Consider the following 2997-nt stretch of genomic DNA (forward strand, 5'->3'; position numbering starts at 1 on the left):
TTCGGCGCCGACCGGGAGGGCGCGCGGGAAGGCGCCCGGGAAGGCCGTCGCTGATCCGTTGAGCAGCCTCAGGATCGATCTCGCCTGGTTGTTGATGCTCGCCGAGCAGCAGACCCCGGGGGACCCGCAGGTCACCGACTGGGGGGCGCTGATCGCCGCCGTCGCCCGGCACCAGGCCGAGATCTTCGACGTCCCCGTCTACGACACCCCGCACGACCGCGCCGCGGCCCTGCTGCAGTTGCTCGTCCACGTGCCCGCGCTGGAGCGCTCCAACGCGCTGTTCGCCTCCGCCGTGGCCTACGCCTATCTGGTCGCGAGCGGCCTGAAGGTCGTCACCTCGCCCGAACAGGTGCGCGATCTGGCCCGGCTGGTCAAGAGCGGCGACGCCTCGGTGGACGACATCGCCCGCGAGCTGCGGCAGTGGAGCGCGTGAGGACCGCGGGTGGGGCGTGACGAACCCGGCGAACGACTACGCGGCGGGCTCTGGGGGCCGCCAGGCGGTGCCCAGCACGCAGTAGGAGGTGGGCAGCCGAGGACCGTTCTCCGGCATCAGCATCCGCCGGTACGGTCCGAGGACGAAGCCGGCCGCGCGCAGGGCTGCCACCGGGTCCCGTGAGAGGTGGCAGCCACCGTTCAGCGCCGGCCACACCGTGCGGTCCAGGGAGCGCTGCGTGAACCGCATCGCCGTACCGCCGCCGGCACCGTGCTCGAAGAACCGCACCTCCCCGCCCGGCCGCAGCACGCGCCGGACCTCGGCCAGAGCCCGCGAGACGTCCCGCACGCTGCACAGCACCAGCGAGACCACCGCCGCGTCGAAGGCCTCGCTCTTGACCGGCAGCGCCTCCGCCGCGCCGGGCGCCACGTCGACCGGCACGTCGGCCCGCAGCGCCGCCTGGACGGCCAGCCCGCGCAGTGAACGCTCGGGTTCGATGGCGACGACCTCGGCGACCTCGCCCGGGTAGTGCGCGAAGTTCAGCCCGTTGCCCGCGCCGACCTCGATCACCCGCCCGGACAGCCCGGCGAGCAGCCGCCCACGGACGCCGGCCATGCCGGCCCGGGTCTCCAGGGCGACGCTCACCCGGGCGTAGTAGCGGGCGAACAGCGGATGGTGGACGGCGTCCGGCGGCACCGTGCCGGAGCCCGTGGACCGCAGCGGCATGGGGGACCTCCCTCGGCAGGACGTGCCTTACGCCGATTCTCCCCCGCGGCGAACGCCGCCACCCCTCCCGAAGGGGCCGGGCGCCGCACCGAGCCCGGCACCCCTCACGAGGGCGTCCCACGCAGGGCGCTCAGGGCGCCTCGCGCACCCGGAAGGCCTCCGCGTCCCAGGTGCCGTCCAGCCGGGGGGCCAGCCAGCCGGGGGCCTCGTCGCGGAAGTCGGCCGGGGCGAGGGCACCCGCGCCCTCCGGTACGGCGCCGAGCAGCGGGGCGCCGGAGACCACCGGCAGGTCCTCCAGGTTGCAGCGCATGGCCAGGTCGGGCGTGCCCGGCCAGCTGCCGATCACCACACCGAGCAACTCCACGTCTCGGGAGCGCAGTTCACGTGCGCTCAGTTCCGCGATGTTCAGCGTGCCGAGCGCCGGCGAGGCCACCAGCAGGACCGGCGCCTTCAGCAGCGCGGCCGCGTCCGCGAGGGTGTTGCCCGCCGCGTCGAACCGCACCAGCAGTCCGCCCGCGCCCTCCACCAGCACCAGGTCGTGCTCGGTGGCCAGCTTGGCGGCCGCCTCGGCGATGTCCTGCGGGTGCACCGGTGCCCGCCCGGCCCGCCGCGCGGCGGTCGCGGGCGCCAACGGCTCCGGATAGCGGGCGAGTTCGGCGGTCGTGACGGGGCCCGCCAGCCGGGCCACATCGCCGGCGTCCCCGGGGTCGTCCGGTCCCACACCGGTCTGCGCGGGCTTCAGCACGGCCACCGAGCGGCCGGCCGCGAGCGCGGCGGTCGCCACCGCCGCGGTCACGATCGTCTTGCCGACGTCCGTGTTCGTGCCCGTGATCACCAGTACCGGCATGTCATCCCTCCGAAGCCGCCGCGCACACCGCGCGGGCGATCCGTGCCACGTCGACGTCCGAGGTGACGTACGGCGGCATCGTGTAGATCAGATCGCGGAACGGCCGCAGCCACACGCCCTCGCGCACCGCGGCGCGGGTCGCGGCGGCCATGTCCACGGGGTGGTCCAGCTGGACGACCCCGATCGCCCCGAGGACCCGGACGTCCTGCACACCCGGCAGCCCGGCCGCCGGGGCCAGGCCCTCGCGCAGTCCCGCCTCGATCCGCTTGACCTCGGCGAGCCAGTCCTGCCCGAGCAGCAGCTCGATCGAGGCGCAGGCGACGGACGCGGCGAGCGGGTTGCCCATGAACGTCGGCCCGTGCGCCAGCACCGGCACCTCGCCGCGCGAGATCCCGTCCGCCACGCGCGCGGTGCACAGCGTGGCCGCCATGGTCAGATAGCCGCCGGTCAGTGCCTTGCCGACGCACATCACGTCCGGGGACACCGCCGCGTGCTCCGCCGCGAACAGCGCACCGGTACGGCCGAAGCCGGTCGCGATCTCGTCGAAGACGAGCAGCACGTCGTGCGCGTCGCACGCCTCGCGCAGCACCCGCAGATAGGCGGGGGAGTGGAACCGCATCCCGCCCGCGCCCTGCACCACCGGCTCGACGATGACGGCGGCGAGTTCGTGCGCGTGCCGCTCGACGGCCGACCGCAGGTGCTCCGCGTACGCCTCGTCGTAGTCGGCGGGCGGCGCGTCGGCGAACACCTGGCGCGGGAGCACGCCGGTCCACAGGTCGTGCATCCCGCCGTCGGGGTCGCACACCGACATCGGCGTCCACGTGTCCCCGTGATAGCCGCCCCGCCAGGTCATCAGCCGGTGTTTCTCCGGGCGGCCCAGCGAACGCCAGTACTGCAGGCACATCTTGGCCGCCACCTCGACCGACACCGAACCGGAGTCGGCGAGGAAGACGTGCTCAAGACCTTCTGGCGACATGTCGACAAGGAGCTT

4 protein-coding genes are annotated in these 2997 nt (G+C 74.4%); 1 reads left to right on the forward strand and 3 read right to left on the reverse strand.

The genetic code is table 11. The features are described 5' to 3' along the window. The first annotated feature begins 58 nt into the window (after window positions 1–58). Window positions 59–433 (forward strand): fic family toxin-antitoxin system, toxin component, encoded by a 375-nt coding sequence (locus tag C3489_RS37925; protein WP_103786669.1) that lies wholly within the window; start codon window positions 59–61, stop codon window positions 431–433. Window positions 434–469: 36 nt separating this feature from the next. On the opposite strand, the gene C3489_RS37930 is transcribed toward C3489_RS37925, so the two are convergent. The 3 genes from C3489_RS37930 to bioA all read right to left on the reverse strand — a co-directional run. Continuing rightward, entirely contained in the window at window positions 470–1159 is a 690-nt protein-coding gene (locus tag C3489_RS37930; RefSeq protein WP_103786670.1) for a class I SAM-dependent methyltransferase, read from the reverse strand. 130 nt (window positions 1160–1289) lie between these two features. After that, on the reverse strand, window positions 1290–2006 hold the full coding sequence (gene bioD / locus C3489_RS37935) for a dethiobiotin synthase (protein ID WP_103786671.1): 717 nt from the start codon (window positions 2004–2006) through the stop codon (window positions 1290–1292). A 1-nt stretch (window position 2007) separates the two neighbouring features. Continuing rightward, a partial coding sequence (gene bioA, locus C3489_RS37940) for an adenosylmethionine--8-amino-7-oxononanoate transaminase (RefSeq protein ID WP_103786672.1) occupies window positions 2008–2997 on the reverse strand: 990 nt, incomplete at its 5' end.

This window comes from Streptomyces sp. Ru71 (assembly GCF_002920535.1).
Taxonomy (GTDB): Bacteria; Actinomycetota; Actinomycetes; order Streptomycetales; family Streptomycetaceae; genus Streptomyces.